Here is a 23,955-nt window from a genome sequence, read left to right as displayed (position 1 = left end):
CAGGGCGCTCCCTGAAGCGCCGGGCCGTCCGGTGCAGGCGCTCCACCGTGAAGCTCAAGACCATCCTGCTGCGAATCCTCGGCGTCATCGCCGGCCTCGTGATCGTGGGCTATGCCGCGTTCCAGTGGAGCCCGTGGCCTTCGGTGCTGATGATCCGCTACGCCTTCGGCAAGGGCTCGGACGCCGCGTCGCAGTCGCTGCAGAAGCACGTGCCGACTGGCATCTCGGCGGTGCTCGATCAGCACTACGACGAGGCCGACCCGGATGCCTACCTCGACGTGTTCCGTCCGGCCTCGGCGGGCGCGCAGCCCTTGCCCACCATCGTGTGGGTGCACGGCGGCGCCTGGGTCTCGGGCCACCGGCGCGACGTGGCGAACTACGCGCGCGTGCTGGCGGGGCAGGGCTTCACTGTCGTGGCAGTTGGCTATTCGATCGCGCCGGGCCAGGGCTATCCGGTACCGGTGCGGCAGGTGAACACGGCGCTGGGTTATCTGGTGCGCGAGGCGGCGCGGCTGGGCGTGGACCCCGCGCGGCTCGTGCTGGCCGGCGACTCGGCGGGCGCGCACATCGTCGCGCAGGTCGCGAACGCGGTGGCCGTGCCCGGCTATGCGAAAGCCGTGGGCCTCACGCCCGTCATCGCGCGCGAGCAGCTGCGCGGCATGCTGCTGCACTGCGGTGCCTACGACGCGGCGCAGGCCAAACTCGACGGTGCGTTCGGTGGCTTCCTGCGGACCGTGTTCTGGTCATACAGCGGCAGCAAGGATTTCCAGAACGCGCCGGCCTTCGAGACCGCGTCGGTGCGTCGTTATGTGACCGGGGCTTTTCCGCCGTCATTCATCACTGCGGGCAACGGCGATCCGCTCGAAGGGCAGTCGCGGTCGATGGCGCAGACCTTGGTCGCCAAAGGCGTGCAGGTCGACAGCCTGTTCTTCCCCGCCGATCAGGCGCCGGCGTTGCCGCACGAGTACCAGTTCAACCTCGACGATGCGCCGGGGCGGCTGGCGCTGGAGCGCTCGCTGCAGTTTCTCCGGCGCGTCACGGCGCCGTAGCCGCATCAGCCCTGGGGCTTGCTCGGCAGGTCGCCTTCGCGCAGCTTGCGGCCGACCCACATCAGGCCGGTTTCGTAGTCGGCGCTGCCGACCTGCACGCCGCCCACGGTGCGCAGCGCGCCGGTGCCGTCGTCGGTGGCCGGGCCTTCGCCCGTCAGGTCGCCGGGGACCAGCAGGCGGCCGTCCTTCAGGAAGTCGGCGATGCGCAACTGGCGCATGCCGCGGCCCCAATGCCAGTGCTGCTTGAGGTCGAAGGATTTCGGCGATGGCGCGGGTTTGGATTTCTTCACGGGATGTCGGGGAGGGGCTTGCGAAGGGTCGCGTCGGCGCGATCAAACGTACAAGTGAACGCACCATGAAAAAAGCCTGCTACCTTGTGGGTAGCAGGCTTTCCAGCGTTGCCGCGATGTTGGTTGGTGGGCCCTGAGTGACTCGAACACTCGACCTACGGATTAAGAGTCCGCTGCTCTACCAACTGAGCTAAGAGCCCTTGCTTTGAAAACCGTTAGTGTTTTCTGGCAAGACCACGAGTATATACCAATCTTTTTGGGACTTCAAAAATTTTCTGCACATTTGTACGAGAGCGTTAGGATGCGCGACCTTCGGGGCCCCGCCCCACCCCCTATCCGAGGAGTTTTCGATGAGCGATGCAAGCAACACGCCCCATGTACTGATCACCGGCGCCGCGGGCGCGCTGGGCCGGGCCGTGGCCCAGCACTTTCTTGACCAGGGCGCGCGGCTCGCGCTGGTCGATCACCACGCCGGTCGCCTGGCCGAAGTCTTCCCCGGCCTGGACAACTCACAGCACCTGCTGCTCGCTGGCGACGTGACCTCGGCGCCCGACATGGCCGCGCTCACCGGCCAGGTGCTGCAGGCCTTCGGCCGCGTCGATGCGCTGGTGCACATTGCCGGCGGCTTCGAGATGGGCGAGGCGACGCACGCGCTCACGCGCGCGAGCTGGGACCGGATGATGAACCTCAACGCCTGGTCGTTCGTCGCCGTGACGCAGGCCGTGCTGCCCTCGATGATCGAGCGCCGCGCGGGCCGCATCATTGCGGTGACGGCCAAGGTGGCGGCGCGCGGCCTGCCGGCCATGGCGGCGTACATCGCGTCGAAGAGCGCGCTGCAGCGGCTGGTGGAATCGATGGCAGCCGAGGCCGCGCCGCACGGCGTGAACATCAACAGCGTGGCCCCCAGCGTGCTCGACACGCCGGCCAACCGCCAGGCGATGCCCGACGCGAACCCGGCCGAGTGGGTGTCGACCTCGGTCGCGGCGCAGACCATCGGCTTCCTGGCATCGCCGGGCGCTGCGGCATTGCACGGCCAGCACCTGACGCTCGACGCCTGACATTTCCCGGCGGCAGCGCACAGCTGCAAATGAAAAAGGCCTTGGCGATTGCCAAGGCCTTTTTGCTGGGTCGGTTGGTGGAGAGGAGGAGGATCGAACTCCCGACCTCCGCATTGCGAACGCGGCGCTCTCCCAGCTGAGCTACCCCCCCAACACAGCCCACATTTTATCCAGCCGCGCATTTCCATGCACGCGGCCGTGCCAAGATGCGCCCCGGAAAAACAAGGAGCAAACACCGCATGGAAGCGCACGACCCCGCCTGGCTGGAAGGCATGTACAACAACCTGGCGCGGGTGAAGGAACACCCCGCGTACTTCGCGCGCTGGGCCCGCGATTCCGCCGCGGCGCGCGACACGCTGCCGTGCCGCATCGACGTGCCCTACGGCACCGGCCCGAACGAAACGCTCGACGTCTTTCCGGCGCCCGTGCCCGATGCGCCGGTACTGGTCTTCATCCACGGCGGCTACTGGCGCGCCATGGACAAGAAGGACCACTCGTTCATCAGCCCCGCCTTCCATGACCGCGGCATCTGCGTGGTGCAGCCCAACTACGCGCTGTGCCCGGGTCCGGTCGACCAGCCGGTGACGGTGCCGGGCATCCTCTTGCAGATGGTGCGGGCGCTCGAATGGACGTGGCGCCACGTGGCGGCGCATGGCGGGGACCCTTCGCGCATCACCGTCGCGGGGCATTCGGCCGGCGGCCACATGGCGGCGGCGCTGCTGGCCTGCGACTGGAAGGCCGTAGCGCCCGATCTGCCCGCGCAACTGGTGCGCAATGCACTGTCGGTCTCGGGCCTGTTCGACCTGCGTCCGCTGCAGCGCACGCCGTTCCTCGAGCACACGCTGAAGCTCACCGATGCCGACGCGCGGCGCGCAAGCCCTGCGCTGTGGCCTGCGCCGGCGCGCGGCCAGCTCTATGCGGCGGTGGGGGGCAACGAGAGCGCGGAGTTCTTGCGCCACAACGCGATGATCCGCGAGGCCTGGGGCCGCCATACCGTGCCGGTGTGCGAGGTGCTGCCGGGGCTGGACCACTTCGGCGTGGTCGATGCGCTGGCCGATCCGGCGCATGCGCTGCACCGCTACGCAGTGCAGCTGCTCGAGGCCTGAAAGAAAAGAGACGGGCGGAGGGCCGCCCGTCGCGCTCACATCAGCAGGTGTTCGCCGGCGTTGTCGCCGCCCAGCGTGACGTAGTTGACCTTGCGGATGTCCATCAGCGTGCGGCCGCCCGCGTAGCTGATCGAGCTCTGCACGTCCTGCTCCATCTCGACCAGCGTGTCGGCCAGCTTGCCCTTGATGGGCTCGAGGATGCGCTTGCCTTCGACGTGCTTGTACTCGCCCTTGTTGAAGTCGCTGGCCGAGCCGTAGTACTCCTTGAAGAGCGTGCCGTCGACGTCGACCGTCTTGCCCGGCGACTCTTCGTGGCCCGCGAACAGCGACCCGATCATGACCATCGACGCGCCGAAGCGGATGCTCTTGGCGATGTCGCCGTGGTCGCGGATGCCGCCGTCGGCAATGATCGGCTTGGTCGCCACGCGCGCGCACCACTTGAGCGCCGACAGCTGCCAGCCGCCCGTGCCGAAGCCGGTCTTGAGCTTGGTGATGCAGACCTTGCCCGGGCCGATGCCGACCTTGGTCGCGTCGGCGCCCCAGTTCTCCAGGTCGATCACGGCTTCGGGCGTGCCGACGTTGCCGGCGATCACGAACGACTTGGGCAGCTTGGCCTTGAGGTAGCCGATCATGTTCTTCACGCTGTCGGCATGGCCGTGCGCGATGTCGATCGTGATGTATTCGGGCACAAGGCCTTGGGCCACCATCTGGTCGACGGTGTCGTAGTCGGGCTTCTTCACGCCCAGCGAGATCGAGGCGAACACGCCCTTGCCCTGCATGTCCTTCACGAATTGGACGTTGTCCAGGTCGAAGCGGTGCATCACGTAGAAGTAACCGTTCTGCGCGAGCCACAGGCAGATCGACTCGTCGACCACCGTTTTCATGTTGGCAGGCACCACCGGCAGGCGGAAGGTGCGCTCGCCCAGCGTGACGCTGGCGTCGCATTCCGAGCGGCTTTCCACGCGGCATTTGCGCGGCAGCAGAAGGATGTTGTCGTAATCGAAGATTTGCATGACCAGGCTCCAGAAAGGAATCGTTGAGTGGAACGAATGAGCGCTTGGTCCGGCCGGTTCTCGTGGTCGCGTCATGAAAATGACGGCCAAAAAAAACCGGACGCAAGAAACTTGGGCCCGGTGATTGATTTTACGGCCATGGCGATGATGCGCAAGTCGCCGGGGCGTATTGACCCTATGGGTTGCTGCGTATACCCGACGACCGCGGTGCGCTTCTTTGTCAGAACCGGTAGCCGATGCCCACGCCGAACAGCCACGGGTCGACCTTCACGGTCGACAGCTGCACGCCGTCCATGTTCACGGCGCTGCGGATGCGCAGCTTCTTCACGTCGATGTTGAGGTAGGTGTTCTTCGCCACCTCGATGTCGACACCGGCGCCCAGCGCGAGGCCGAAGCTTTCGTTCTGCAGCTGAAGGCGGCCGACCGTCGGCACCTGCAGGTTGACGCTGCTCAGCCGCGTGTAGTTCAGGCCCGCGCCGATGTAGGGCCGGATCTTCGCTGTGGGCATGAAGTGGTACTGCAGCATGAGCGAGGGCGGCAGGTGCTTGAAGGTGCCGATGTCCACCGGGCTGCCCAGCGCGCTCTGCTGCACGGTGACCGTCTGTTTCTGCGGCACCGTCAGCACCAGTTCGGCGGCGATGTTCGGCGTGAAGAAGTAGGTGACGTCGAGCTCGGGAATGGTCTTGCTGTTGACCGTGATCGCATCGGCGGGAATCGACAGGTCGGCCACCGGCGCCGAATGGTTCGCCGGCTTCAGGTACACGGCGCGGGCGCGCACCAGCCAGTTGCCTTGTGCTTCCTGCGCTGCGGCGGGCAGGACGGCCATGGCGCCGAGCAGGGCGGCGATGCAGGCGGGGGCGAGTTTCTTGGGCATGGGTTTCTCCAGTGACGGCCGGCGCGCAGGGCCGGCAACTGGAGGGCAGTCTCCCGCCGGGCATGGCCGCCTCGCTTGATCTGTCGCAAGCGCGGCGGGCCCGCGCACGCCGGCGGGCACTGCCTTGATCCAGGTCATGCCCGCAGGGGCAAGCGCGCCCGGCGGGGCCCTGGGCGGGGCAGCTTTCTACAATGGCACCCATGCTCCCTCACGACCTGTTTTCCGGCGCGCCCGCAGCCGATACGGGCGGCCCTGCCTCGCCGTTGCTGAACAACCTCAACGCCGAGCAGCTTGCTGCCGTCACGCTGCCCGCGGGCAATGCCCTCATCCTTGCCGGTGCCGGCTCCGGCAAGACGCGGGTGCTCACCACCCGCATCGCCTGGCTGCTGCAGACGGGGCAGGTGTCCGCCGGCGGCATCCTGGCCGTCACCTTCACCAACAAGGCCGCCAAGGAAATGATGACGCGGCTGACCGCGATGCTGCCGGTGAATGTGCGCGGCATGTGGATCGGCACCTTCCACGGCCTGTGCAACCGCCTGCTGCGCGCGCACTGGAAGCTGGCCAACCTGCCCTCGACCTTCCAGATCCTCGACACACAAGACCAGCTCTCGGCCATCAAGCGCCTGATGAAGCAGTTCAACGTCGACGACGAGCGCTTTCCGGCCAAGCAGACCCAGTGGTTCATCGCCGGCGCCAAGGAAGACGGCCTGCGCCCCGGCGACATCGAGGCTCGCAGCGACGACGACCGCAAGAAGGTCGAGCTCTACCAGCTGTACGAAGAGCAGTGCCAGCGCGAAGGCGTGGTCGACTTCGGCGAGCTGATGCTGCGCAGCTACGAGCTGCTGCGCGACAACGATCCGGTGCGCGAGCACTACCAGCGGCGCTTCCGCCACATCATGGTCGACGAGTTCCAGGACACCAACCGCCTGCAGTACGCGTGGCTGAAGATGCTCGCGGGCCACACGGCGGCCGGCGGCCACTTCACGCCGGGCGAGCACAACAGCGTGATCGCCGTGGGCGACGACGACCAGAGCATCTATGCCTTCCGCGGCGCGCGCGTGGGCAACATGACCGACTTCGTGCGCGAGTTCGACGTGCGCCGCCAGATCGTCCTGGAGCAGAACTACCGCAGCTACAGCAACATCCTCGATTCGGCCAACGAGCTCATCAGCCACAACAAGAAGCGCCTGGGCAAGAACCTGCGCACCGATCAGGGGCCAGGCGAGCCGGTGCGCGTGTACGAGTCGCCCACCGACCTCGCCGAAGCGCAGTGGATGGTCGAGGAAATGCGCCAGCTGGCGCGCGACGGCTTCGATCGCAAGGAAATGGCTGTGCTCTACCGCAGCAATGCGCAGAGCCGGGTGATCGAAACGGCGCTGTTCAACGCCTCGGTGCCGTACCGCGTGTACGGCGGCCTGCGCTTCTTCGAGCGCGCCGAAATCAAGCATGCGCTGGCCTACCTGCGCCTGCTCGAGAACAAGGACGACGACACCAGCTTCCTGCGCGTCGTCAACTTCCCGCCGCGCGGCATCGGTGCACGCACGCTCGAGAGCTTGCAGGACGCGGCGCGCGCCGCCGGGCGCTCGCTGCACGACGCGGTGAGCGCGGTCGGTGGCAAGGCCGGCTCGAACCTCACGGCTTTCGTCGCCAAGATCGACGTGCTGCGCGAGCAGACCCAGGGTGTGAGCCTGCGCGAGATCATCGAGCTGGTGCTCGACCACAGCGGCCTCGTCGAACACTACAAGGCCGACCGCGAAGGCGCCGACCGCCTCGAGAACTTGGACGAACTCGTGAACGCGGCCGAAAGCTTCGTCACGCAGGAAGGCTTCGGCCGCGACGCCGTGGCGTTGCCGGTCGACGAGCTGCGCCAGTCGCCCGCGAGCCAGGGGCTCGACCCCAGCCGGCCGGTGCTCGACGAGCCGCTGGCGCCCGATGCCGAAACCGGCGAAACGCTGAGCCCGCTCGCGGCCTTCCTGACGCACGCGGCGCTCGAGTCGGGCGACAACCAGGCGCAGGCCGGGCAAGACGCGGTGCAGCTCATGACCGTGCACGCCGCCAAGGGCCTGGAGTTCGACTGCGTGTTCATCACCGGCATGGAAGAGGGCCTGTTCCCGCACGAGAACTCGATGAGCGATTTCGAGAGCCTCGAGGAAGAACGCCGCCTGATGTACGTGGCGATCACGCGCGCGCGCAAGCGCCTGTACCTGAGCCATTCGCAGACGCGCATGCTGCACGGGCAGACGCGCTACAACGTCAAGAGCCGCTTCTTCGACGAGCTGCCGGAAGGCGCGCTCAAGTGGCTCACGCCGAAGAACCAGGGCTTTGCGCCCTCGGCCTTCGGCTATGGCGGCGGCTACGGCAGCACGCGCGGCGGTGCCGGTGGCTACGGTGGTGGAGGAGGCGGCGGCAACCGCTACGGTGGTGGCGGCAGCAGCGCCGGCAAGGACACCTTCGCCAGCCCGCCCGTGCCGCCGCAGAAGACCGCGCCGTCGCACGGCCTGCGTTCAGGCATGCAGGTGTTCCACAACAAGTTCGGCGAGGGCACGGTGACCGCGCTCGAAGGCACCGGCGACGACGCGCGGGCACAGGTGAAGTTCGCGCGCCACGGCGTGAAGTGGCTGGCGCTGTCGGTGGCGAAGCTCACGCCGGTCTGAGGACGGCGGTCCCGCTTGCCCGAAAGGGCAGCGGGCGATGCCCGCTCAGTTCGCGTCGAAGCTGTCCCGGAAGGTGAACCAGGTCGAGGCCAGCGACATGGCCGCCAGCACCAGCGCGGTGCCGATCATCAGGATGTTGCCGATCGCCAGGGCCGCGCCGTCGGAGCCCATGGCGCCGACGCCGATCAGCACGGTGGCGAGCAGACCGATGGCGATGCCCGCAAGCATGAACACGCCGAACCACGCCAGGCCGAACAGCGCGTAGGCGCCGAAGTTGCGGAACAGCGCGACGATGCTGAAGAAGACGCTCTTCACCGGCTCCACGCGGTGCCAGTGCACCAGCGCGGGCGCATGCCACATGGCCAGCGACAGCGGCAGGTTCAGGCACATCAGCAGCGTGCGCGCCGTGAGGAACTCGCTGCTCTTCATGACCTCGGGCGTCACCGCCTCGTCGAACAGGTAGGCGCGCATGAGCTGGCCGCCGTCGACCAGTGCCGTCAGCGTGACGGCCAGCACGAAGTACACGGCCGAGATCACGCCCAGCACCACCAGCGAGCGCCATTCGGTGCGCATGGCGTCGAACACCGCGATGAACATGGCCGAGCCCGTGGGGCGGCCCAGGTCGCCCGCGTTGCCCAGGCCGTCGGCGTTGTCGGTCGCTGCCACCGAGGTCGCGACCATCAGGCCGAGCGTCATGAAGGGCAGCAGGATCGGTGCGAGCACGCTGCCGAGCAGCGGCAGCATCGACACCGTCGAGATCATCGCCATCAGCAGGAAGAACAGCGAGATGAAGGCCAGCGGCTGGCGCCAGAAGGTCTTGAGTCCGAGGCGGACCCAGTCGAAGCCGGTGCGCGCCGGCACGAGGTGGAGTTTCATGTGTACGGTCAGGCTGCCAGCGCCGGCTCTAGGACGTGGGCGATGGCGTGCGGGTGGGTGGCGCGCTCGCGCAGCACGCGCTCGAAGTGCGTCGGGTCGTGGGGCTTGAGCATGCTGGCCTCGCGCGGCAGGTGGAAGTCCCACAGGCGCGAGATCCAGAAGCGCAGCGCGGCGGCGCGCAGCATCGCGGGCAGCAGGGCGCGCTCGGAGGCGTTCAGCCTGCGCACGCTTTCATACGCGGCGAGCAGGGCGTCGGCGCGGGCGGCGTCATGCCGGCCGCTGGCCAGGTCGATGGCCCAGTCGTTCAGGCACACGGCCAGGTCGAACAGCCAGGTGTCGGTGCCCGCGAAGTAGAAGTCGAACACGCCCGTGAGGCGCGGCGGCGCGTCGGGCTCGCCGCCGGTCGCGAACATCACGTTGTCGCGGAACATGTCGGCATGCACCGGGCCGCGCGGCAGTGCCGCGTAGGCCGACGATTCGGCGACATGGTTCTGGTAGGCCAGCTCGGCGCGCAGCAGCGCCGACTGCGCCTCGTCCATGTGGGGCAGCACCACCGGGGCGGTCTCGTTCCACCAGGGCAGGCCGCGCAGGTTGGGCTGGATGCGCGGGTAGTCGCGCCCGGCCAGGTGCATGCGGGCCAGCATGGCGCCCAGTTCGGCGCAATGGGCGGCCGTGGGGGCCAGCTCGCTGCGGCCCGACAGCTTCTGCACCAGCGCCGCGGGCTTGCCGGCCACGCGGTGCAGCAGCTCGCAGGGTGCCTGCGCGGGGATCGACAGCGCATGGCCGGTCGGCGGCGCCACGGCCGGGTCGGCCACGGGCGCGGGCACCGGCAGGCCGGCACCGGCCAGGTGCTTCATGAGGCAAAGGTAGTACGGCAACTGCTCGGCGCTCAGGCGCTCGAACAGCGTCAGCACGAACTCGCCCGACTCGGTGGTGGCGAAGTAGTTGGTGTTCTCGATGCCGCCCTCGATGCCGCGCAGCTCGCGCAGGGCGCCCATGCCAAGACGCTGGACGAGCGCGTCTGCCTCGCCGAACTGGACTTCGGTAAAAACTGCCATGGCGATGCTCAGCGCCGGACGGCGGCTGCGGGAGAAAAGAGGGAGGGCGGGAAGGAGAACGACAGCGTCACGGTCAGAACTTCAGCACGTTCCAGACACGCGGGCCGTTGCCGCCGCTGTTGGCGTCGCCGGTCGTGCCGGGGCGGGCGCTGCCGCCGTCGTTGGGCAGCACTTCGTAACCGGGCATGTTCGACTTGGGCTTGACGTTGATGCTCTGCGTGCGGCCGCCGTAGCGCACCTCGTCGACCGAGGCGCCGCTGTCTTCCGTGTGGATGTGCTCGACCTTCTGGTTGCGCCGGCCGTCGGCCTGCTCCTGATTTTGTAGCGGTTCCGCCGGGGCCGGCTTGGCGGCGGGCGCGGCCGGCGCCTGCGCGAGGGCGGCAACGGGGGTGGCGAAAGCCAGCGCCAGCAGGATGCGGCGGGCGACCAGGAGTGGGGAGCTAGGCATGCACGGATTGTAGGCGTGCACCCGCTGGCGGCGTGTCGGCCGCCAGCCGACCCTGGTGTCGTTCCGGACGCCGGTCCGGGCACGGCAAAATGCCCCGATGACCGACAAGAAAACGCTGCTGCTCGTCGATGGCTCGAGCTACCTGTACCGGGCCTTCCACGCGATGCCCGATCTGCGCGCCGTGCCCGGCGACCCCAAGAGCCCGGCCACCGGGGCGATCCGGGGCATGATCAACATGATGACCGCGCTGCGCCGCGAGGTGCGCGCCGACTACGCGGCCTGCATCTTCGACGCCCCCGGCAAGACCTTCCGCGACGACTGGTACCCCGAGTACAAGGCCAACCGCTCGCCGATGCCCGACGACCTGCGCAGCCAGATCGACCCCATCCACGAAGTGGTCAGGCTGCTCGGTTGGCCGGTGATTACCGTGCCCGAGGTCGAGGCTGACGACGTGATCGGCACGCTCGCCAAGGTGGCGGCCGCGCAGGGCGTCGAGGTGATCGTGTCCAGCGGCGACAAGGACCTGAGCCAGCTGGTCGACGAGCACATCACCATCATCGACACGATGAACGGCAAGAAGCGCGACATCGCCGGCGTGACGGCAGAGTTCGGCGTGCCGCCCAGCCTCATGGTCGACTACCAGACGCTCATCGGCGACACGGTCGACAACGTGCCCGGCGTGCCGAAGGTCGGCCCCAAGACCGCCGCCAAGTGGCTGCTCGAATACGGCTCGCTCGATGCGCTGGTCGAACGCGCCGCCGAAGTGAAGGGCGCCGCCGGCGAGAACCTGCGCCAGGCGCTCGACAAGCTGCCGCTGAGCCGCCGCCTCGTCACCATCCGCACCGACTGCGACCTGAACGGCCATGTCGAAGGCCTGCCCTCGCTCGAAGGCCTGCCCGTTGGCGCGCCGCAGACGGCCGAGCTGAAGCCCTTCTACGAGAAGTTCGGTTTCAAGAGCCTGGTCAAGTCGCTCGAAGCGCAGGAAGTGCCGCCCGAGCTGATCGAAGAGAACGCCAAGAAGAAGGCCGCCGCCAAGGCCGACCGCGACCAGGGCGGCCTGTTCGACGAGCCCTCCGAGCTGGACGCGCAAGAGGCCGCCGCGCCCGCGAGCAACCTGAAGTACGACACCATCATGGAATGGGCGCAGTTCGACGCCTGGCTCGCGAAGCTCGAGGCCGCCGAACTCACGGCCATCGACACCGAGACCACCTCGCTGGACGAAATGGTCGCGCAGATCGTGGGCATCAGCTTCAGCGTCACGCCGGGCGAAGCGGCCTACATTCCGCTCACGCACAACTACCCCGACGCACCCGCGCAGCTGCCCATCGACGAGGTGCTCGCCAGGCTGAAGCCCTGGCTCGAGAACGCCGACAAGAAGAAGCTGGGCCAGCACATCAAGTACGACCGCCACGTGTTCGCCAACCACGGCATCGAGGTGCAGGGCTACGCGCACGACACCATGCTGCAAAGCTACGTGCTCGAAGTGAACAAGCCGCACGGCCTGTCGTCCCTGGCCGAGCGCCACCTGGGACGCAGCGGCATCTCCTACGAAGACCTGTGCGGCAAGGGCGCGCACCAGATTCCGTTCAGCCAGGTGGACATCGCCAAGGCCGCCGAGTACTCGTGCGAAGACAGCGACCAGACGCTCGACGTGCACCACGCGCTGTGGCCCCTGCTGCAGAAGGAAGAAAAGCTGGCCTACATCTACCAGCTCGAAATGGATTCGAGCGAGGCGCTGTACCGCATCGAGCGCAACGGCGTGCTGATCGACGCGCCCACGCTGGCCGCGCAGAGCCACGACCTGGGCACGCGCATCATGGCGCTGGAGCAGGAGGCCTACGACATCGCGGGCCAGCCCTTCAACCTGGGTTCGCCCAAGCAGATCGGCGAAATCTTCTTCACCAAGCTGGGCCTGCCCGTGGTCAAGAAGACGCCGAGCGGCGCGCCCAGCACCGACGAAGAAGTGCTGGAGAAGCTGGCCGAAGACTACCCGCTGCCCGCCAAGATCCTCGAGCACCGTGGCCTCTCGAAGCTCAAGGGCACCTACACCGACAAGCTCGGCCAGCTGGCCAACCCGCGCACCGGCCGCGTGCACACGCACTATGCGCAGGCGGTGGCCGTCACGGGCCGCCTGAGCAGCAACGACCCCAACCTGCAGAACATTCCGATCCGCACGCCCGAAGGCCGCCGCGTGCGCGAGGCCTTCGTGGCACCGGCAGGCAGCGTGATCGCCAGTGCCGACTACTCGCAGATCGAGCTGCGCATCATGGCCCACATCAGCGGCGACGAGTCGTTGCTGCGCGCCTTCACCGACGGCGTCGACGTGCACCGCGCCACGGCCGCCGAGGTGTTCGGCACCACGCCCGACCAGGTGTCCAGCGAGCAGCGCCGCTACGCCAAGGTCATCAACTTCGGCCTCATCTACGGCATGAGCAGCTTCGGCCTGGCGAAGAACCTGGGCATCGAGACCAAGGCCGCGGCCTCGTACATCGATCGGTACTTTGCACGCTATCCGGGCGTGAAGACCTACATGGACCAGATCGTGGAGTTCGCGCGCGACAAGGGCTATGTCGAGACCGTGTTCGGCCGGCGCCTCTACCTGAGCGAGATCAACGGCGGCAACGGCCCCCGCAAGAAGGCGGCCGAACGCCAGGCCATCAACGCGCCGATGCAGGGCACGGCGGCCGACCTCATCAAGCTCAGCATGGTCAAGGTACAGAACGTGCTTGACGAAGAAAAGCGCGCCACCAAGATGATCATGCAGGTGCACGACGAACTGGTGTTCGAAGTGCCCGAGGCCGAGGTCGAATGGGTGCGCACCGAAATCCCGCGCCTGATGGCCGGCGTGGCGGCGCTCAAGGTGCCGCTGCTCGCCGAGATCGGCGTCGGTCCCAACTGGGACAAGGCCCACTGATCCTCACTGATCCACGTTCGCACGATCCCCAAGAGACAAACGACAGAAAGAAGAAACACGCCCATGAAACTCCAGCCCCGCACCTTCCTGCTCGCCGCCGTCTGCGCGGCCTTCCTCGGCACCGCTTCCGCTGCCCCTGATGCCCGCATCGCCGCGCTGGCCGCCAAGGAAAAGCCCGCCCTGCTCGAGACGCTGAAGGAGCTGGTCTCCATCGAGTCGGGCAGCCGCGACATCGAAGGCCTCGAGAAAATCTCCGACCTCATCGCCGCCAAGTTCAAGGCGCTGGGCGGCGAGGTCGAGCTCATCGACCCGAGCGCCGACGCCTACCGCATGGAAGACACGCCCGAGAAAATCGGCCGCGTGGTGCGCGCCACCTTCAAGGGCACGGGCACCAAGAAGATCATGCTCATCGCGCACATGGACACGGTCTACACCGTGGGCATGCTCAACAAGCAGCCGTTCCGCGTCGACGGCGACAAGGCCTACGGCCTGGGCATTGCCGACGACAAGCAGGGCGTGGCCGTCATCACGCACCTGGTGTCGATGCTGCAGGCGCTGAAGTTCAAGGACTACGGCACGCTCACCGTGCTGATCAACGGCGACGAAGAAATCAGCTCGCCCGGTTCGCGCGCCTTGCTCACCAAGCTGGGCGGCGAGCACGATGCCGTGCTGTCGTTCGAGGGCGCCTCCATCAAGGACGACAAGCTCTCGCTGGCCACCGCGGGCATCGCCTCGGTCACGCTGAACGTGGCGGGCAAGGCCTCGCACGCGGGCTCGGCGCCCGAGCTGGGCGTGAACGCGCTGTACGAGCTGTCGCATCAAATCTTGCAGATGCGCGACCTGTCCGACCCGGCCACGGGTCTGAAGATGAACTGGACCATCTCCAAGTCGGGCACCAACCGCAACGTGATTCCGGCCAGCGCCACCGCGGGCGCCGACGTGCGCGTGCTCAAGGTGGCCGACTACGACCGCATCGAGCAGCAGGTGAACGAGCGTGTGAAGAAGCAGCTGGTGCCCGACGCCAAGGTCGAGCTGAAGTTCGAACGCCGCCGTCCGCCGCTCGAGGCCACCGACGCGTCGCGCGCGCTGGCCAAGCACGCGCAGGCCATCTACAAGGACGAGCTGGGCCGCCCGCTGGGCGCCGACGATAAGGCCGCCGGTGGCGGCACCGACGCGGCGTTCGCTTCGCTCAAGACCAAGGCGCCGGTCATCGAGCGCTTCGGCCTACAGGGCTTCGGCGCGCACACGGCCGACGCGGAGTACGTGCTGATCGACTCCATCGAGCCGCGTCTCTATCTGGGCGTGCGCATGGTGATGGACATCGCGACGGGCAAGACCACCGTCCGCTGACCGCCTCCGACGACTGTCGGCCATGCGGCTGCGCCACATCGAGGTCTTCAACGCGATCATGCTCGCGGGCAGCGTGAGCGCGGCCGCGCGGCTCATCAACATCACGCAGCCGGCCGTGAGCCGCACGCTGCAGCATGCCGAGCTGCAGCTGGGTTTTCCGCTGTTCCAGCGCGCCAAGGGGCGGCTCACGCCGACCACCGAGGCGCTCACGCTGTACCCGCACATCGAGCGGCTGTTCGCGCAGCTCGACGAGGTGCAGCGGCTGGCGGCGAACCTGCGCGCGGGCAACGACACGGGCGAGCTGCGCATCCTCAGCGTGCTCGCGCTGAGCTACGAAATCCTGCCGCGCGCGCTCAAGGCCTTTCGCGAGATGCATCCGGGTTATGCGATCACGGTCGAGTCGCTGCACTCGCCGCAGATCATGTCGGCGCTGCTCTTGCAGGAGGCCGACGTGGGTTTTGCCTTCAGCCCCGCGGTGCATCCCTCGCTCACGCAGGAGACCCTGGCCGACAGCCGCATGGTGTGCGTGGCGCCCAAGGGCATGCTGCCGCGCGCGCTGGTGCGCAACGGCTCGGTGGCGCTGCACGACCTCATCGACCGCCCGGTGATCGGCCTCGATGGCCGCGACCCCGTCGGCACCAGCCTGAGCCAGGCCTGCCGGCAGGCGGGCGTGGGCTTCCAGCAGGCCGTGGTCACGGTGCAGACCTACCACGCGGCGCTGGCCATGGCGCACCACGGGCTGGGCGTGGCGCTGGTCGACGGCTGCACGGCGCGCTCGGCCGACCGCGCCAAGGTCGACGTGCTCACGCTGGAGCCGCACATTCCGGTGCCGGTGCGCGCGCTGCGCTTCGCGGGCCGGCCCGATTCGGTGGCCGTGCGCGGCATCACGCGCTGCATGCGCGAAGCGATCGAGCAGACCGCCTGAGAAAGATGCGGGGCATTCGCCTCGCGCCATAATCCGCGCCCATGCACGCCCTTCGAACCTTCTGCGCAATGCACCGCCTGGTGCTGGCGTGGTTCATGGCGTCGCTGCTGATCGCGGGCGCGTCGCCGCTCGTGAACCCGCAGGCGATGGAACTCGTGTGTTCCGCCGCGGGCACCGTCAAGCTCATCGTGCAGGGCGACGACGGCGCGACCGAAGTCGGCATGGCAGCCATGGACTGCCCGCTGTGCATGGTCTCCGGGCCGCCGCCCGCCACCGTGCAGGTGACGCTGCCCACGCCGCTGCCGCTGGGCCGTGCGCTGCAATCGATTCCCGCTGCCCGCCTCGCGGCAGCCACGGCCTCGCCGCTGCCGGCGCGCGGGCCGCCCACGCATCTCTCCTGAGCTTCGTCGTTCCTGCACCTGACGCCGCCTGAACGGGCCGCGCGGTGCGTTCCCGGTCGTTGTGCGGCCGGCGCTGCGCTTCATTGTTTTCGCCAGCGCCGTCGCAAGAGAGATGCCATGCCCACCCTTTCCCGTGCCCCCGCTTTGGGGCTGCTTGCCTTGTTCGGCGCCGTCCATGCGCCTGCTCATGCCCAGACCGCCGTGTCTTCGCTGCCCCCGATCGAGGTGGCCGACGATGCCCCGCGCCCCAACGGCCGGCTCGACCTTGACACGCCCGCCGACACCGCGAGCCGCCTGGGCCTCACGCCGCGCGAGACGCCCGCTTCCATCACGGTGGTGAACCGCGCGGTGCTCGATGCGCGCGGCGCGCAGAACACGCAGGAGGCGCTGCGCGCCGTGCCCGGCGTGACCGCGCACGACGCGCCCGGCAACGTCGGCGTGAGCTACCGTGGCTTTGGCAGTGGCTCGATCGCGCAGCTGTTCAACGGCATCAACCTGCAGTATTCGATCGCGGCGCGCCCGGTCGACAGCTGGATCTACGACCGCGTCGAAGCCATCGGCGGCCCGTCGAGCTTCCTGTTCGGCTCGGGTGCGCTGGGCGGCTCGATCAACTACATCACCAAGACGCCCGAGCGCAGCGACTTCGCCGAAGCGCAGCTGCGTGTCGGTACGCAGAACCTGAAGGAGGCTTCGTTCGGATTGAACCGCCGCATCGCCGGCGACGGCGGCGCGGGCAGCCACTACGCGCGCATCGACGTGAACCACCGCGACGCCAACGGCTGGACCGACGGCACCAAGAGCAAGTCGACGCAGCTCGCGGCCTCGCTGCTGTCGGACTTCGGCGGCGGCCTGAAGCACACGCTTGCCTACGAGTACCAGGACGAAGACGTCACGCGGCCCTACTGGGGCACGCCGGTGCTGAACCCGGCGGGCGGCGAGATGCGCATCGACCGCAGCACACGCTTCCAGAACTACAACAGCGCCGACGGCCTCTATGCGCAGCGCGTGCAGTGGCTGCGCTCGGTCACCGAATGGCAGGCCAGCGACGCGCTGCAGTTCAAGAACACCTTCTATGCCTACGACGCGCTGCGCGACTACCGCAACGTCGAGAACTACCGCTACAACGCGCGCAACACGGCCGTCATCCGCTCGGGCGCCTTGCTGCAGCGGCACGACCAGGACGTGTGGGGCAACCGCGTCGAAGGTCTCCACAAGGGCCAGATCGGCGGGCTGAAGAGCGACTGGTCTTTCGGGCTGGACTTCAGCGTGAACCGGCAGACGCGCTTTCCCAACAGCCTGCCCGGCACCGTGAGCACGGTGAACCCGTACGTCTTTGCCACCGAGCGCTTCTTCGACGTGCCGGGCATGACGCCCGGTTTCCGGCCCGACCGCGACAACAAGGTGCGGACCACCGCGCTGTATCTGGAGAACCGCACCGCGCTGCAGCCGTCGCTGCACCTCGTGACGGCGCTGCGCCACGAGCGCATCGACCTCGAACTGGTCAACCGCCGTACCGTGGACGCGGCGAACCCGGCCACCTTCCATCGTGGCTACAAGCCCACCACCGGCCGCATCGGCCTGGTGTGGGACTTCGCGCCCGGCGCCAACCTGTACGCGCAGTACGCCACCGCGGCCGATCCGCCGTCGGGCGTGCTCTCGACCGCCTCGTTCGCCGATGTGCGCAACAACAGCGAGCTCACCACCGGCCGGCAGGTCGAGGTCGGCACCAAGCTCGACTTCTGGCAGGGCAAGGGCACGGCCACGCTCGCGGCCTACAGCATCCGCCGCACCAACATCGCGACGCAGGACCCGGCCAACAGCACGCTCACGGTGCTCGTCGGCGAGCAGTCGTCCAAGGGCGTGGAGCTGGCGCTCGGGCTGCAGCCCACGCCGCAGTGGTCGCTGCAGGGCAACCTCACGTACGTCGATGCGCGCTACGAGCAGTTCCGCCAGGGCGGCGTGTCGCTCGCGGGCCGCACGCCGACCAACACGCCGGCTGTGGTCGCGAACCTCTGGGTGTCGTACGCCATCACGCCGCGCCTGCAGGCCACGGCGGGCGTGCGGCATGTGGGCAAGGTGTACGCCGATGCGGCCAACACGATGCACTGGCCCGGCTACACGCTGCTCGACCTCGGGCTGAGCTGGCAGGTGAACCGCAACGTGACGGTGGTAGGGCGCGTGCGCAACGCGACCGACCGCGTGTACGCCGCGAACGTCGGCGCCGGCTTTGCCTACCTCGGCGCGCCGCGCACGGCCGACGTGTCGGTGCGCGTGAGCTTCTGAACCCCGGGAGCGCCGCCATGCATGCCAAACGCTGGTTGTTCCTGATCCACCGCTGGCTCGGCGTGGTCGTCTGCGCCTTCTTCGCGATGTGGTTCGTCTCGGGCGTGGTGATGATGTACGTGGGCTACCCCAAGCTCACCGAGGCCGAGCGCCTGCAGCACCTGCCGCCGCTCGATGCGAAGGCGCCCTTGCTGGGGCCACGACAGGCGCTCGATGCGGCCGGTATCGCGGGGCCGTTGCAGGACCTGGGGCTGGCCGTGGCCAGCGGCGGGCAGGCGGTGTACCTCGCGGTGCCGGCGAGCGCGGCAGAACCCGGCGCGCGCCGGTCGCCGCCGGGGCGCGGCGTGGTCGTCGTCGATGCACAGACCGGCGCCGTGCTGCGCCAGGTCGACCGCGCCCGCGCACTCGTGAGCGCGCAGGCCTATGGGGGCGAGGGCGTGGTGCTCCAGTACCGGGGCACCATCGACGAAGACGCCTTCACCCATTCGCGCGGGCTCGACGCGCACCGCCCGCTGCATGTGGTCGACCTGGCCGATGCGCAGGCCACGCGGCTGTACATCTCGGGCCGCACCGGCGAAGTGGTGCGCGACGCACCGCGCACCGAGCGGCTGTGGAACTACGCCGGCGCATGGATTCATTGGCTGTACCCGCTGCGCGGCACGGGCCTGGACCGCTACTGGGCCGACATCGTCAACTGGCTCTCCATCGTCGGCATCGCCGTCACGCTCACCGGCACCGTGGTGGGCGTGATGCGCTGGCGCTTCCGGCGTACCTACAAGAGCGGCTCGCACTCGCCGTACCAGGGCTTCATGATGCGCTGGCATCACATCAGCGGGCTGTTGTTCGCGCTCGTCACGCTGACGTGGATCTTCAGCGGGCTGATGTCGATGAACCCCTGGCGCGTGTTCGACAGCGGCGCGCCGGCATTGCGCATGGCGGCGATGCAGGGCGGGCCGCTCGTCGTAGAAGCTGGTGATGCAGCGCCCGCTGCGCTGCTGGCTTCCACGCGCGGCGATGTCCGCGAACTGCGCTGGGTGCGCGCGGCAGGGCAGACGCTGGTGCTCGCCAGCACCGCGAGTGGCCGGCCGCTGGTGCGCGACGCGGCCAGCGCGCAGCCGCAGCAGATCGACCCCGCGGTGCTGCGCACTGCCGTCGCGCAACTGCTGCCTGATCCGGTCGCGCGCATCGACGTGCTCACCGCCTACGACAGCCACTACTACACGCGCGACGCGCACACCATGACCGGCGGCAGCGAGAAGCCGCTGCCCGTCTGGCGCGTGGTGTTCGCCGACGCGCACGCCACCTGGGTCCATGTCGATCCGCAGACCGGCGCCGTGCTCGGCCGCAGCGACAGCACGCGCCGGTGGAGCCGCTGGCTGTTCGCGATGCTGCACAGCTGGGACTGGCTGCCGCTGCTCGAGCACCGTCCGCTGTGGGACGTGCTGCTGGTCGCGCTCAGCGCGGGCGGTGCGCTGCTGAGCCTGACCGGCGTGGTGATCGGCTGGCGGCGCCTGGGCCGCAAGCTCAAGAGTGCGACGGGGTCGCGTCCAGCGCCTGCGCGATCCGCTGCGCCGAGCCGAAGGCCAGCGTGAAACCCAGCGCGCCGTGGCCGGTGTTGAACAGCATGTTCGACGGCGCATGCGGCAGCCGCCCGATGATCGGCAGGCCCTTCGGCGTGGCCGGGCGCATGCCGGTCCAGGGGTGCAGCTCGGCCAGGCGGCTGGCGCGCGGGAACACGGCGCGCGTGGCGTCGGCCAGCGTCTCGATGCGCGTGGCCGGAATGCTCGCGTCGTGCCCCACCAGCTCGGCCATGCCGGCCACGCGCAGGCGCGAGCCGATGCGCGCGAAGACGACCTTGCGCGCGCTGTCGGTCACGTTCACGCGCGGCGCCGCGCCGGGCGCGGGGTCGACGTCGACCGTGATGCTGTAGCCCTTGAGCGGGTACACCGGCAGGTAGGCGCCGAGCGCGCGACCGAGCTTGTGCGAGGCCGAGCCCAGCGCCATCACGAAGGCATCGGCTTCGAGGTCGCCTTCACTGGTCTGCACGGCGGCGACACGGCCCTCGCTGCGCGCAAAGCCGTGCACGTCGGCACCGAGCATGAAGCGCACGCCGCGCGCGCTCAGTGCGCGCATCAGCTCGGCGCACACCTTGAGGCAGTCGGCCGCGCACTCGCTCGGCGTGTGCACCGCACCCGCCATCTGGCCGCGGTAGTCCGCGAGCGCGGGCTCGATGGCCACGCACTCATCGGGCGTGACGATGCGCTGCTCGCTGCCCAGCGTGCGCTGCAGCGCGACCTGTGCGCTCGCCCCTTCGAGCGACGCCGCGCTGGCGTAGAGCACCAGCTTGCCCGTGGCGGAGAAATCGCAGTCGGGCGCGATGTCGGCCTGCATGGCCTCGAAGCCGGTGCGGCTCGCGGCCGCCAGCGCGAGCAGCTGTGCGGTGGTGTCGCGCGAGGTCGCGGCGTTGCATGCGGCCAGGAAGGCCAGGCCCCAGCGCCATTGCAGCGGGTCGAGCTGCGGGCGCAGCTTCAGCGGCGACGTGGGGGAGAACAGCAGCTTGGGCAGCTGCGTCCAGATCGACGGATCGGCCAGCGGCTGCACGTACGAGTAGCTCAGCTGCGCGCCGTTGCCGCCGCTGGCGCCCGCGCCGGGCGCCGCGCGGTCGATCACCGTGACCTGGTGGCCCTGGCGCTCGAGTTGCCAGGCGGTCGCCAGGCCCACGATGCCGGCGCCGAGCACGCACACATGCATGGAGGCAACTTTCCGGAAGTGAAGAAGAAAGGGAACAGAAGAGACAGCGTGCGACTGTAGAGGCCCCTCGCCGTGCCCGGAAATGCCAAAAGAACCCAGCCCATAACCTTTGGGCATGACCCCGGGGTTAATTGGAATTGTCCCGATGTGTCACTCCTTCTTACACTGGCTGTCTGTTCAATCCAACCGATGAAGGCTCGAATGAAACTCTCCGTTTTGATGGCGTCCCTGGCTGCCGCGGTCCTCTTCACTGCACCGGCCGCACAAGCTGCCGACACGCTCGCCAAGATCGCCGAGTCCGGCAAGATCTCGCTCGCCTACCGCGAGTCGTCGGTGCCCTTCAGCTACCTGGACGGCCCCAACAAGCCGATCGGGTTCTCGGTGGAACTCTCCAACGCCGTGGTCGAGGCGGTGAAGAAGAAGTTGAACAAGCCCAACCTGCAGGTCTCGCTGATGGCGGTCACCTCGCAGAACCGCATCCCGCTGATCACCAACGGCACCATCGACCTGGAGTGCGGCTCCACCACCAACAACACCGCGCGCGGCAAGGACGTGGCCTTTGCGGTGAACCACTTCTACACGGGCACGCGCCTGCTGACGAAGAAGTCTTCCAAGATCAAGGACTATGCCGACCTGGCGAAGAAGACCGTGGCCAGCACCACCGGCACCACCAACGCGCTGGTCATGCGCAAGTACAACACCGAGAAGAACCTCGACATGAACATCGTGCTCGGCAAGGACCACGCCGACGCGTTCCTGCTGGTCGAGAGCGACCGCGCCGTGGCCTTCGCCATGGACGACATCCTGCTGTTCGGCCTCATCGCCAACTCGAAGAACCCGGCCGACTACGAAGTGGTGGGCGAGTCGCTGCAGGTCGAGCCCTACGCCTGCATGCTGCCCAAGGACGACCCGGCCTTCAAGAAGCTGGTGGACGACACCTTCACCGCCATGATGAAGAGCGGCGAGTTCGAGAAGCTCTACACCAAGTGGTTCATGCAGCCGATCCCGCCGAAGAACGTGCCGCTGAACCTGCCGATGAGCGACCAGCTGAAAGAGAACCTCAAGGCCTTCAGCGACAAACCAGCGACCTGATCGCACAGAGAGAGCGAAAGAGAAAAGACATGGTCGCAGCCACACAGGTCGTCGGCATCCTCGGGGGCATGGGCCCCGCGGCGGGCGCCGACTTCGTCCGGCTCTTCGTGCAGGCCTGCGCGCAGCAGATGCGTGCACGCGGCGAGCCGGTGCGCGACCAGTCCTTTCCCGAACACTGGCTGGCGCAGGTGCCGGTGCCCGACCGCACCGGCGCGCTGGCCTCCGACGCGCAGGGCGCGCACCAGCCGCTCGAACCGATGCTGCAGGCGCTGGGCCGGCTGGCCGCGCTGGGCAGCCGCGCCGTGGCCATCGCCTGCAACACGGCGCATGCGTGGCATGCCAACCTGCAGGAGCGCTTTCCGCAGGTCGAGCTGCTGCACATGGCGCGCGAGACCGCGCAGCACCTGGCCGCGCAGGGCGCGAGCGAGGTGGCGCTGATGGCCACCGAAGGCACCTACCGCGTGCGGCTGTACGAGCAGGCACTGGCCGAGGCCGGCCTGGGCTGCCATGTGCCGTCGGCCGACGAGCGCCAGACCATCATGCGCGGCATCTTCGACGGCGTGAAGGCCGGCAACCTGCCGCTGGCCGAACGCTGCTTCTCCGAGGTCGCGCTGCGGCTGGCCGAGCGGCACGGCCCGGTCACGATCATCATGGGTTGCACCGAGGTGCCGCTGGGCCTGCAGGGCTCGGCCGCGGTGGCGGGGCTGCGCCTCGTCGACCCGGCCCAGGTGCTGGCCGAGGCGCTGGCACGGCGGGCCTACGGCGCCTAGCCACAGCCCGAAGCGGCCCGGCTGCTTTACGGTCCGGTCATACGGCCCGGCCCGATTTCGCCTACATTGCGGCGTGCGTTTTTCTACGCCACACCCCCTTGTCAGACGATTCAACCGGAGCCCTTGCATGACCTCCTTCGACGACAACCGTTCCGAATTCGATTCGCTGCGCCCCGGCGACAGCACCGAGCAGGGGGCCACGCGCCGCACCGCGCTCAAGGCCGCCCTCGGGGTCGGCTACGCCGCCGCCGTGCTGCCGGTGGCCGCGCAGACGGCCATCACCACCCCGGCCGACGGCCTGAAGGCCGGCCCCATCAAGTACACCGTCAACGGCTTCGGGGTGCCTGCCTATGCGGCGGCGCCGGCCGGCAAGACCGGGCTGCCCGTGGTGCTGGTGATCCAGGAGATCTTCGGCGTGCACGAGTACATCGCCGACACCTGCCGCCGCTTCGCCGAACTGGGCTACCTGGCCATCGCGCCCGAGCTGTACGCGCGCCAGGGCGATCCGCGCGGCTACACCGACATTCCCAAGCTGCAGGCCGACATCGTCACCAAGGTGCCCGACGCGCAGGTCATGGCCGACCTCGACGGCGCGCTGGCCTGGGCCAAGGCCAACGGCGGCGACACGAGCAAGGCCGGCATCACCGGCTTCTGCTGGGGCGGGCGCATCGTGTGGCTCTACGCGGCCACCGGCAAGGTCAAGGCCGGCGTGGCCTGGTACGGCCGGCTGGTCGGGCAGGCCAGCGAATTGCAGCCCAAGCACCCCGTCGACATCGCCGCCAGCCTGCAGGCGCCGGTGCTCGGCCTGTACGGCGGAAAAGACCAGGGCATCCCCCTTGACACGGTTGATAAGATGAAAGCTGCTCTGGCCGGTGGGACTCCGGCGGCCAAGGCATCGAGCTTCGTCGTGTACCCCGAAGCAGGCCACGCGTTCCACGCCGACTACCGCCCCAGCTACCTCAAGAGCGCCGCGGAAGACGGCTGGCAGCGTGCCACGGCCTGGTTCAAAGCCAATGGTGTCGCCTGACCGAAGACGGCGCCCG

20 protein-coding genes and 2 tRNA genes are annotated in these 23,955 nt (G+C 68.5%); 13 read left to right on the top strand and 9 right to left on the bottom strand.

What is annotated here, in order from left to right; translation table 11 throughout:
* Positions 1 to 47 precede the first annotated feature (47 nt).
* A complete protein-coding gene (locus tag AC07XP_RS17105; protein ID WP_495265346.1) occupies positions 48 to 1,049 on the top strand; it encodes an alpha/beta hydrolase in 1,002 nt (333 codons plus the stop codon).
* 5 nt (positions 1,050 to 1,054) lie between these two features.
* Here the strand turns inward: AC07XP_RS17105 and AC07XP_RS17100 are convergent, their stop codons facing one another.
* Together AC07XP_RS17100 and AC07XP_RS17095 are read right to left on the bottom strand one after the other, a co-directional pair.
* The gene (locus tag AC07XP_RS17100) at positions 1,055 to 1,339 is read right to left on the bottom strand and encodes a hypothetical protein (RefSeq protein ID WP_062468955.1); all 285 of its coding nucleotides are present in this window, start codon (positions 1,337 to 1,339) and stop codon (positions 1,055 to 1,057) included.
* 124 nt (positions 1,340 to 1,463) lie between these two features.
* Positions 1,464 to 1,539: transfer RNA gene (locus AC07XP_RS17095), tRNA-Lys, on the bottom strand.
* A gap of 150 nt (positions 1,540 to 1,689) precedes the next feature.
* Between AC07XP_RS17095 and AC07XP_RS17090 the strand changes: the two genes are divergently transcribed.
* A complete protein-coding gene (locus AC07XP_RS17090; RefSeq protein ID WP_489061801.1) occupies positions 1,690 to 2,397 on the top strand; it encodes an SDR family NAD(P)-dependent oxidoreductase in 708 nt (235 codons plus the stop codon).
* Positions 2,398 to 2,472: 75 nt separating this feature from the next.
* Here the strand turns inward: AC07XP_RS17090 and AC07XP_RS17085 are convergent.
* A tRNA-Ala gene (locus AC07XP_RS17085) sits at positions 2,473 to 2,548 on the bottom strand.
* Positions 2,549 to 2,636: 88 nt separating this feature from the next.
* Between AC07XP_RS17085 and AC07XP_RS17080 the strand changes: the two genes are divergently transcribed.
* The gene (locus AC07XP_RS17080; protein WP_495265345.1) at positions 2,637 to 3,503 is read left to right on the top strand and encodes an alpha/beta hydrolase; all 867 of its coding nucleotides are present in this window, start codon (positions 2,637 to 2,639) and stop codon (positions 3,501 to 3,503) included.
* A 35-nt stretch (positions 3,504 to 3,538) separates the two neighbouring features.
* On the opposite strand, the gene AC07XP_RS17075 is transcribed toward AC07XP_RS17080, so the two are convergent.
* Positions 3,539 to 4,516 (bottom strand): GMP reductase, encoded by a 978-nt coding sequence (locus tag AC07XP_RS17075; RefSeq protein WP_062468948.1) that lies wholly within the window; start codon positions 4,514 to 4,516, stop codon positions 3,539 to 3,541.
* 220 nt (positions 4,517 to 4,736) lie between these two features.
* Positions 4,737 to 5,390: an OmpW/AlkL family protein gene (locus AC07XP_RS17070; protein WP_495265344.1), complete on the bottom strand. Its 654-nt coding sequence runs from the start codon at positions 5,388 to 5,390 to the stop codon at positions 4,737 to 4,739.
* A 200-nt stretch (positions 5,391 to 5,590) separates the two neighbouring features.
* On the opposite strand from AC07XP_RS17070, the gene AC07XP_RS17065 reads away from it, so the two are divergent.
* Positions 5,591 to 8,044 carry a UvrD-helicase domain-containing protein gene (locus AC07XP_RS17065; RefSeq protein WP_495265343.1) on the top strand — a complete coding sequence of 818 codons (2,454 nt, stop codon included), beginning with the start codon at positions 5,591 to 5,593 and terminating at the stop codon, positions 8,042 to 8,044.
* A gap of 45 nt (positions 8,045 to 8,089) precedes the next feature.
* On the opposite strand, the gene AC07XP_RS17060 is transcribed toward AC07XP_RS17065, so the two are convergent.
* The 3 genes from AC07XP_RS17060 to AC07XP_RS17050 form a co-directional block, all read right to left on the bottom strand.
* The gene (locus AC07XP_RS17060; RefSeq protein ID WP_062468943.1) at positions 8,090 to 8,920 is read right to left on the bottom strand and encodes a BPSS1780 family membrane protein; all 831 of its coding nucleotides are present in this window, start codon (positions 8,918 to 8,920) and stop codon (positions 8,090 to 8,092) included.
* A gap of 8 nt (positions 8,921 to 8,928) precedes the next feature.
* Positions 8,929 to 9,978 (bottom strand): homoserine kinase, encoded by a 1,050-nt coding sequence (locus AC07XP_RS17055; RefSeq protein WP_095946816.1) that lies wholly within the window; start codon positions 9,976 to 9,978, stop codon positions 8,929 to 8,931.
* Positions 9,979 to 10,051: 73 nt separating this feature from the next.
* Positions 10,052 to 10,426 carry a hypothetical protein gene (locus AC07XP_RS17050; RefSeq protein ID WP_062468938.1) on the bottom strand — a complete coding sequence of 125 codons (375 nt, stop codon included), beginning with the start codon at positions 10,424 to 10,426 and terminating at the stop codon, positions 10,052 to 10,054.
* Positions 10,427 to 10,523: 97 nt separating this feature from the next.
* Between AC07XP_RS17050 and polA the strand changes: the two genes are divergently transcribed.
* From polA to AC07XP_RS17020, 6 genes are all read left to right on the top strand, one after another.
* Positions 10,524 to 13,340 carry a DNA polymerase I gene (polA, locus tag AC07XP_RS17045; RefSeq protein ID WP_495265342.1) on the top strand — a complete coding sequence of 939 codons (2,817 nt, stop codon included), beginning with the start codon at positions 10,524 to 10,526 and terminating at the stop codon, positions 13,338 to 13,340.
* Between the two features lie 63 nt (positions 13,341 to 13,403).
* A complete protein-coding gene (locus tag AC07XP_RS17040) occupies positions 13,404 to 14,690 on the top strand; it encodes a M20/M25/M40 family metallo-hydrolase (RefSeq protein ID WP_492694549.1) in 1,287 nt (428 codons plus the stop codon).
* Positions 14,691 to 14,712: 22 nt separating this feature from the next.
* Positions 14,713 to 15,615: a LysR family transcriptional regulator gene (locus tag AC07XP_RS17035; RefSeq protein WP_062468929.1), complete on the top strand. Its 903-nt coding sequence runs from the start codon at positions 14,713 to 14,715 to the stop codon at positions 15,613 to 15,615.
* Positions 15,616 to 15,656: 41 nt separating this feature from the next.
* Positions 15,657 to 16,016, top strand: a complete 360-nt coding sequence (locus tag AC07XP_RS17030) for a hypothetical protein (protein ID WP_489062364.1) — start codon at positions 15,657 to 15,659, stop codon at positions 16,014 to 16,016.
* 117 nt (positions 16,017 to 16,133) lie between these two features.
* Positions 16,134 to 18,299, top strand: a complete 2,166-nt coding sequence (locus AC07XP_RS17025) for a TonB-dependent receptor (protein ID WP_495265341.1) — start codon at positions 16,134 to 16,136, stop codon at positions 18,297 to 18,299.
* Between the two features lie 17 nt (positions 18,300 to 18,316).
* The gene (locus tag AC07XP_RS17020; protein ID WP_495265340.1) at positions 18,317 to 19,891 is read left to right on the top strand and encodes a PepSY domain-containing protein; all 1,575 of its coding nucleotides are present in this window, start codon (positions 18,317 to 18,319) and stop codon (positions 19,889 to 19,891) included.
* On the opposite strand, the gene AC07XP_RS17015 is transcribed toward AC07XP_RS17020, so the two are convergent.
* The gene (locus AC07XP_RS17015) at positions 19,824 to 21,050 is read right to left on the bottom strand and encodes a D-amino acid dehydrogenase (protein WP_495265339.1); all 1,227 of its coding nucleotides are present in this window, start codon (positions 21,048 to 21,050) and stop codon (positions 19,824 to 19,826) included. The two genes, AC07XP_RS17020 and AC07XP_RS17015, sit on opposite strands and share 68 nt — an antisense overlap.
* 201 nt (positions 21,051 to 21,251) lie before the next feature.
* Here AC07XP_RS17015 and AC07XP_RS17010 point away from each other — a divergent pair, with 201 nt between their 5' ends.
* The 3 genes from AC07XP_RS17010 (at position 21,252) to AC07XP_RS17000 (ending at position 23,939) form a co-directional block, all read left to right on the top strand.
* A complete protein-coding gene (locus AC07XP_RS17010; protein WP_062468917.1) occupies positions 21,252 to 22,142 on the top strand; it encodes a transporter substrate-binding domain-containing protein in 891 nt (296 codons plus the stop codon).
* A gap of 29 nt (positions 22,143 to 22,171) precedes the next feature.
* Positions 22,172 to 22,912, top strand: coding sequence for an aspartate/glutamate racemase family protein (locus AC07XP_RS17005; protein ID WP_495265338.1), 741 nt, complete (start codon positions 22,172 to 22,174; stop codon positions 22,910 to 22,912).
* A 127-nt stretch (positions 22,913 to 23,039) separates the two neighbouring features.
* The gene (locus AC07XP_RS17000) at positions 23,040 to 23,939 is read left to right on the top strand and encodes a dienelactone hydrolase family protein (protein ID WP_062468912.1); all 900 of its coding nucleotides are present in this window, start codon (positions 23,040 to 23,042) and stop codon (positions 23,937 to 23,939) included.
* Positions 23,940 to 23,955 lie beyond the last annotated feature (16 nt).

This window comes from Variovorax sp. GW531-E2 (assembly GCF_059423125.1).
Note: the sequence above shows the minus strand (reverse complement) of the source record. Positions and strands in the feature narration are given on the sequence as shown.

Bases quoted from the DNA above. Each gene is read 5' to 3' on its own strand.
- AC07XP_RS17035 (WP_062468929.1), top strand. From the start codon at position 14,713: ATGCGGCTGCGCCACATCGAGGTCTTCAACGCGATCATGCTCGCGGGC.
- AC07XP_RS17090 (WP_489061801.1), top strand. From the start codon at position 1,690: ATGAGCGATGCAAGCAACACGCCCCATGTACTGATCACCGGCGCCGCG.
- AC07XP_RS17000 (WP_062468912.1), top strand. From the start codon at position 23,040: ATGACCTCCTTCGACGACAACCGTTCCGAATTCGATTCGCTGCGCCCC.
- AC07XP_RS17015 (WP_495265339.1), bottom strand. From the start codon at position 21,050: ATGCATGTGTGCGTGCTCGGCGCCGGCATCGTGGGCCTGGCGACCGCC.
- AC07XP_RS17040 (WP_492694549.1), top strand. From the start codon at position 13,404: ATGAAACTCCAGCCCCGCACCTTCCTGCTCGCCGCCGTCTGCGCGGCC.
- polA (WP_495265342.1), top strand. From the start codon at position 10,524: ATGACCGACAAGAAAACGCTGCTGCTCGTCGATGGCTCGAGCTACCTG.
- AC07XP_RS17080 (WP_495265345.1), top strand. From the start codon at position 2,637: ATGGAAGCGCACGACCCCGCCTGGCTGGAAGGCATGTACAACAACCTG.
- AC07XP_RS17030 (WP_489062364.1), top strand. From the start codon at position 15,657: ATGCACGCCCTTCGAACCTTCTGCGCAATGCACCGCCTGGTGCTGGCG.
- AC07XP_RS17050 (WP_062468938.1), bottom strand. From the start codon at position 10,426: ATGCCTAGCTCCCCACTCCTGGTCGCCCGCCGCATCCTGCTGGCGCTG.
- AC07XP_RS17075 (WP_062468948.1), bottom strand. From the start codon at position 4,516: ATGCAAATCTTCGATTACGACAACATCCTTCTGCTGCCGCGCAAATGC.
- AC07XP_RS17020 (WP_495265340.1), top strand. From the start codon at position 18,317: ATGCATGCCAAACGCTGGTTGTTCCTGATCCACCGCTGGCTCGGCGTG.
- AC07XP_RS17070 (WP_495265344.1), bottom strand. From the start codon at position 5,390: ATGCCCAAGAAACTCGCCCCCGCCTGCATCGCCGCCCTGCTCGGCGCC.
- AC07XP_RS17060 (WP_062468943.1), bottom strand. From the start codon at position 8,920: ATGAAACTCCACCTCGTGCCGGCGCGCACCGGCTTCGACTGGGTCCGC.
- AC07XP_RS17065 (WP_495265343.1), top strand. From the start codon at position 5,591: ATGCTCCCTCACGACCTGTTTTCCGGCGCGCCCGCAGCCGATACGGGC.
- AC07XP_RS17005 (WP_495265338.1), top strand. From the start codon at position 22,172: ATGGTCGCAGCCACACAGGTCGTCGGCATCCTCGGGGGCATGGGCCCC.
- AC07XP_RS17010 (WP_062468917.1), top strand. From the start codon at position 21,252: ATGAAACTCTCCGTTTTGATGGCGTCCCTGGCTGCCGCGGTCCTCTTC.
- AC07XP_RS17055 (WP_095946816.1), bottom strand. From the start codon at position 9,978: ATGGCAGTTTTTACCGAAGTCCAGTTCGGCGAGGCAGACGCGCTCGTC.
- AC07XP_RS17025 (WP_495265341.1), top strand. From the start codon at position 16,134: ATGCCCACCCTTTCCCGTGCCCCCGCTTTGGGGCTGCTTGCCTTGTTC.